Genomic DNA, 6,267 nt, shown 5'->3' with positions numbered 1-6,267 from the left:
CAGGAGCAAATAAAGAACATTTATTCCATTCGAGAGAGAGGGCTTTTTAAAAGTCCTTTCTTTTGAAAAAATGTCTTTATCTCCCCCCTAAAAGTTGCATTAATTAGTTGAATCTAGTCTATTATTTATTATCCTTTTCATCGAAGCGTTTGTTAAGGTTTTCGCTCAGCGTATCGATGAATTTAGTTTTATTAATTTTTCGATTTTTTATTTCGTTGCATGCCCTGTAAATATCACCAAGTTCGGTATCAAATAACTTTTCGAAACATTTAGATATCTCTGTTAAATCGGCTTTTCCATCATTGAATACTTTTTGTGTGTGCAAGGCATAAATTAATTCTATCAGATCAGTTTTACTGGCGGTCCATTTAAACACCTTGTTTTCCAGAGGATTTTTAATAATCACCGCTTTGCTATTGGATAAACTTGCGATTTTGTTTTCAATATATCTTTGAAAAATTTCATTTGCAAGAATCATTGCTACTTTAAAATCGTGGGTTGTTGAAAAACGATGATCCAGTTCATGATAAAAAATATCAATATTATAATCAATTTCTACACTGTGTCTAATAAATATTTTGTTGTCAAAGGATTGACCACCTAAGCGGTAATAATTATAAAATTCTGTGTTTTCACTAAAATAAATATTAAGCTTATTCAATTCGTTGTCTAAGTAATCTCTCTGTATTCTTTTACTCCCAAGAGGCTTATACGATTCCAATTTTCTAACTTTGTTGAAGTAAATTAATTTAGAAGAAAATTTGGGTTTTATATATTTGAAAAAATGAATTTCATCTTCTTTGATTGGAAATTCATTATCCAAAATGTAAGTCTTAAGAATTTGTAAATACTTAACAATAGTTTCGATAGATTTATCACTCATGCTAATAGGGTTATCATAATTAAATGATATTGCATGCAATTCCTCTTCGAGTTCACATAGTAATGTGCGACTGAATGTGATCATAAAATAATTTAGGTTAGGTTATTTGAAATTTGGTTTTAGTAATAAATTTCCCTAAATTAGTTTAATAGGTAACTCGAAAACAAATATAAAAGTGACCGATGTTAATTTTTAATTGCTTATTGCTAGATTTTTTTTTCTCTTGATTAAAAGGCATTGCAGCAAATTTGTCGCGAAGTATTTTCATATCCTCACTTACTTTTTTGTCTAAAACCTTTGCATAATGCTGGGTAGTACGTAAGTTTTTGTGTCCAAGCATTTTACTTACGCTTTCAATAGGAACGCCATTTGTAAGCGTTACTGTCGTCGCAAAAGTGTGTCGGGCAATGTGGAAAGTCAATTCTTTTTCGATCTCACAAACGCCTGCTATTTCTTTTAAATAGGCATTCATTTTTTGATTGCTTAAAATTGGAAGCAGCTTATTTTGGTTGTTGCACTCCGGATGATCTTCGTATTTGTCAATAATCATTTGCGTTAGGGGAAGGATCGGAATTTTTGAGGCTGTTTCCGTTTTTTGTCTGTGGGTAAATATCCATTTCTCACCATCAATACTAATGCTAATATGGGATTTTGTTAAGTTTTTGACATCAATGTAGGCTAAGCCAGTAAAGCAGCTGAAGAGGAAAATATCGCGTATTAGCGACAGTCTTTCTGTTTTGAAGTCCTTATTGATTATATTTTGGATTTCGCCTTGTGATAAGTACACACGCTCCACTTCTTTAACTTTCGATTTGTAGTTGGCAAACGGATTTCTGTCAATCCAATGATTGGCCAAGCAAATTTTAATTATTTTGCTAAAGTTCTTGATGTATTTAACAGCGGTATTGTTGGCACAATTGCGAACGCTTCTCAAATAAAACTCATATTCGGTAATGAAAGCATGGTCGATTTTTGAAATTTCTATATCGGATATTTTATATTTCCATTCCAGGAATTCTGTGGTGTGTTTTAAAGAAGTATTATATCTCTCCAATGTTCCCGCCGCATATTCTCTGCCCACTAATTCTTTGATTTTATTATTGTGATCTTTGAAAATAGGGATAAGGGTCATTTGGCGCTCACCGGTACCGAACAATTCATTCTTAAGATTTTCCGAAGTTAATATGATGTCTTTTTTGAATAACTTTTTCTCCGCTTCGATTACCTTGCTTTTTATATTTTCAAGGTGATTATTAATTGAACGAGCATCCTCAGTAGAGCCCTTTACTTTCGCCCCTTCATTAGACCATCTTTCTGGATTTACAAACTTATTACTGCTAAACTCAAATCGTTTGGTTAGAATTGTAACACGGACATAAATAGGGCAGATGCCATCAATATTGGCTTTTGATCTTTTGATGTAAAAGAGAACTGATACGGTTGTATTCATGGCTGGTAACCTTTAAGTTATTATTAAATTTAAACTTTAAAATAGTTTCATACAAGATGTTTAGATTATGAACATCTGGTTGATCAGCTACCTGTTCAATGAATGAACAGTCGCGTAATATGTCCTCTTTTTTGAGAGGTGTCACTGAAAAATTTAATTTTCAGTGACACCTCAAAAGACACCTAAGTTTTTAGATTTAATGAATAATTTGATATATCGCAAATGAAAAAACCCCCTAAATCATAAGATTTAGAGGGGTTTGCTTCGTTTTGTATTTCTACTGGCGGAGAAAGAGGCTCCGATGCTTTTATAATAGTGCCAGTGAATACTGGGCTTTAGTAACGTTTTTTAAGAACAGGGTCATCAATAGGGTCACTAGACTTTCAAAGTCTTTTTATTATTGTTCAAATGTAAGCAATAAGTGCTTAACTATTTGGTTTTTAGAGGGTAAAATTATGTCCGTATCATGTATTTAAGCATGGAAAAAAATTAGTTGGGCCCGTTGTATTGATATGATTTTTTTTATTCTGTTATATGTGAGATAATTTAATATTTTTTTATTTCAATAATTACCTTGTTATTATTGGTTGGTGCAGTGTTAAATGCTTAATTTTTACAAAAACAGTGGAAATTTGTAACGAAACCATGATTTTGATTGTAACAAATAAGTTGAAAATTTGTTAAAAAAGACAACTACGAATTTAGTGCTATTTTGTACTACAGAAATTAGCATCAACTATTTAATGCGGTTCACAGATCTCGAGTTACAAATAAAGTACAAATCTGAACAAAAGAACGCGAAATAAAACAAACAAACCTTTATCCATTATTTCAATAGAATTAAAGCTATTTGATAATATCTAGTAATATTTTCTAAGAACACATTAATCCAATGGTTGGAGCGAATTTAGAAAATAATAATACGCGGTAATAATATTTTTTAACTTTAAATTTTTTAAATGAATTACCTCATCATTACCAAAGGTAATTGTAGCATATGGTCTATTATTCTTCGGTACAAAATCAATTTAAAGAAAAACATATATTATTTCTAAAAGTAACGCAATTATCTTCTTTAATATCAAGGTAATGAATTGTTATTCGGACGATTACTTCGTATAAAGTTTGATTTTATTCGATCTGTAAGTGTGAAACTAAGTCATGAAAGTATGTGGACGACCATATATCCAATTGTTCAGGATCTTTTATAAATCGAATTACATCTCTCTTTACAAACTCCATATTTACAGTGTCAATTTTTTGCGATAGTAATTCTCTGAATTCTTTTTCTGAAATTGTTTCCTCTTTCCAGTCGCCGCTATCTTGCGCTCTAGTTAAGAAATGACTGAGATCAAGTTTAATTCCTTTCTTAATATACCATTCCATGTCGTACCAATCACGTCCTTTTACATTAGTTCCCCATTTGCGGAATAGTAGTGCATGCATCTTTCCAGCAAAGAGATCTGGAAGAGTAAAGCACCTAACATAGAAAGCGAAAGGTTGTAAGAGAAGTTTTTCTTCTATTTTAAAATTCAAAGGGGGTTCTGTATCTACCTCGATCTTGATTTTTATGTTAACTTTAGTGTCCAGACCAATTTGAGGAATGACAGTTTCCAGTTTTAACTCTCGCCACAGGGTTTCCGATTTTAGGAACGCTGAATTGATATTATTCTGCTTGACTTTCTGTTTCTCACTGATACTTACATTCATACCTAATGCTGCAAATTCATTTACAATTGCATCTTGGTACTTTTTCAAAGAGAAATCTTGTTCTGATTGTAGCAAGGAGAAATCAAGATCTTCGGAGAAACGATCCAGTTTATGGAATATTCTCAAAGCTGTACCTCCATAAAATGCTGCTTTTTCAAAAAAACCCGAGCGGTAAAGTCCGGCCAGAGCAATCTCCTGCATAATTTTGCGAAGTGCAGATTGTGCTTCTTCTTTGTTTTTAGGTTTGTAACTTTCAAGCCATTCTTTTATCATAATTTCTCCATCATTTTTATTAATATTTCCAAGCTCTCTTTTTTTGGTGCATCTGATAACCAGGTACGCATTTGGGTTGTATCGAAATCTTTTAAATCGGATTGTTCCATTCTTAGATTTTCGAAAACATAATTTTGAGCATTGTTTATGCTTCTCAGTATCACCCCTGGTGTAGTTGCTATTTTATCAGTCAGTGCTTTTTCTGGTGATGCCATGATTACCCTCTGATTCTCCTGAAGTTTTACATTCTTAATTCCAAAAGCATAATATGGAAGTGGAAGATATGAATAACTATATAATCCAATCGAAGTCCGGAAGTCTTTTGAAGGTTTTGTTGTCATCGATGTTACTGCGTATACACGTTCTGGAATTAAGCCGTAATGGGATAAGGCGGTCTCCAACGATAAATAACTTGGACCATAAATATGATTGGCAATTAAACTACTTTCAGGTATTTGCATATTTGCATTTTCCCCGGGAATGTAGATTCCTCTTTTTACAGATTTGATTATTCCCTTGTTTTTCAGTGTTTTAATTTTGTCATCAGGTCGTTTGTATTGGCGCAGTAGGCTGGTCAAAATTTGATGGGTTATAGGCTGTCCTTCAAACGGAAATAATAATTTGCTGAAATCCATGATTAAGATAGTTTTGTGAAATTATAAATAGATACTCGATATTTTATCGAGTATCTATTCGCAAATATACATTATTTATTGTGGTTTTAAAAGTATTTAATCGGTATTTATTCGATTATCTATGCGTAGATATACATATAAATTAAAAAATGGTGTTTTATCAACAAATTAATTATCAATTACTATGCTTGAATATCAGGGTTCTATCGCATCTGACAATAACTTTTTACCTTTATGCCTTTTAAAATCATTCTGTCTATCAAAGGTGACTGCTAAGTAAAATCTATTATGGCTCGAGCTGTATATTTCAAACTTATATTTACGTTAAGCTTGGAAAAACCGGTCAAATTGACCACCCTATTCCAGTGCAAATTGACCACCAGTTTCGGAGCAAACTGACCACCACTTTCCAGTTCAAATTGACCACCCGATTTTGGGGTACAATTGACCATTAAAAACTACTAACTTTTTCATGTTGTTACCACCATACATTCGTTAAAAAAAATACGGATTATAGCAAACAAAATAACAGACATGAGTAAAATTAGAAAAGCAATTAAATTTTATTGTAACGGAAGAAGTAAGTTATTCATAAGTAAGTACTTATCTCTTTCTAGAAATACGGTAAAGAAGTATATTTCTTTATTTGAAGTGCTAGGTTTAAGTTTTGAAGTAATTAATGAAAAAACAGATGCTTAGTTAGAACTTTTGTTTTCACACGCTACAGTGGAATCCATTAGTCCCAAATTGCAGAAACTTCATGATTTTTTTCCTAAAATGGAACGGGAACTAAAAAAAGTTGGAGTTACCATACACCATATGTGGGAGCAATATATTGCCGTAAACCCTTATGGCTACAGGAGTTTACAATTTGGACACCACTACAAAACATGGAGCAAACGAGTCAATCCAGTGATGCACATGAATCACAAAGCGGGTGATAAAATGTATGTGGATTCTGCTGGAAAAACACTCTCCATCATTGATAAAGACACGGGAGAAATTAAAGAAGTACAATTTTTTGTAGCCATATTAGGAGCCAGTCAATACACCTATGCCGAAGCTTCTATGAGCCAACAAAAGGAAGATTTTGTTACATCGGTAGAAAATGCTATGCGTTTCTTTGAAGGCACTCCTGCGGCAATTGTTCCGGATAATCTAAAATCTGCAGTGATAAAAAGCAGTCGTTTTGAACCTACAATTAATGAAACCTTGGCTGATTTAGCCGAACATTACCAAACTACTATCTTGCCTGCCAGGGCTTACAAACCAAGAGATAAGTCATTGGTCGAAGGAGCTGTCAAGATATTGTATTG

5 protein-coding genes and 1 pseudogene are annotated in these 6,267 nt (G+C 32.7%); 1 reads left to right on the top strand and 5 read right to left on the bottom strand.

Going from position 1 to position 6,267, the window contains the following annotated elements; genetic code table 11:
- Positions 1-121: 121 nt before the first annotated feature.
- The 5 genes from ACP7AV_RS16970 to ACP7AV_RS16950 form a co-directional block, all read right to left on the bottom strand.
- A complete protein-coding gene (locus ACP7AV_RS16970; protein WP_426092982.1) occupies positions 122-967 on the bottom strand; it encodes an RteC domain-containing protein in 846 nt (281 codons plus the stop codon).
- 61 nt (positions 968-1,028) lie between these two features.
- A complete protein-coding gene (locus tag ACP7AV_RS16965; protein WP_426092981.1) occupies positions 1,029-2,333 on the bottom strand; it encodes a site-specific integrase in 1,305 nt (434 codons plus the stop codon).
- 1,131 nt (positions 2,334-3,464) lie between these two features.
- Complete coding sequence (locus ACP7AV_RS16960) at positions 3,465-4,316, bottom strand: nucleotidyl transferase AbiEii/AbiGii toxin family protein (protein WP_426092980.1); 852 nt, start codon at positions 4,314-4,316, stop codon at positions 3,465-3,467.
- A complete protein-coding gene (locus ACP7AV_RS16955; protein WP_426092979.1) occupies positions 4,313-4,951 on the bottom strand; it encodes a type IV toxin-antitoxin system AbiEi family antitoxin domain-containing protein in 639 nt (212 codons plus the stop codon). The genes ACP7AV_RS16960 and ACP7AV_RS16955 overlap by 4 nt, the downstream gene beginning before the upstream one ends.
- Positions 4,952-5,223: 272 nt before the next feature.
- Positions 5,224-5,403 (bottom strand): hypothetical protein, encoded by a 180-nt coding sequence (locus ACP7AV_RS16950; RefSeq protein WP_426092978.1) that lies wholly within the window; start codon positions 5,401-5,403, stop codon positions 5,224-5,226.
- 325 nt (positions 5,404-5,728) lie between these two features.
- Here ACP7AV_RS16950 and ACP7AV_RS16945 point away from each other — a divergent pair.
- Positions 5,729-6,267 (top strand): annotated as a pseudogene (locus ACP7AV_RS16945) (IS21 family transposase); the annotation flags it as partial.

Origin of the sequence: Flavobacterium sp. DSR3-2, from assembly GCF_049896525.1 — a bacterium.
In the GTDB taxonomy this organism is placed as follows: Bacteria; Bacteroidota; Bacteroidia; order Flavobacteriales; family Flavobacteriaceae; genus Flavobacterium.
This window is presented reverse-complemented; position numbering and strand designations above follow the sequence as displayed.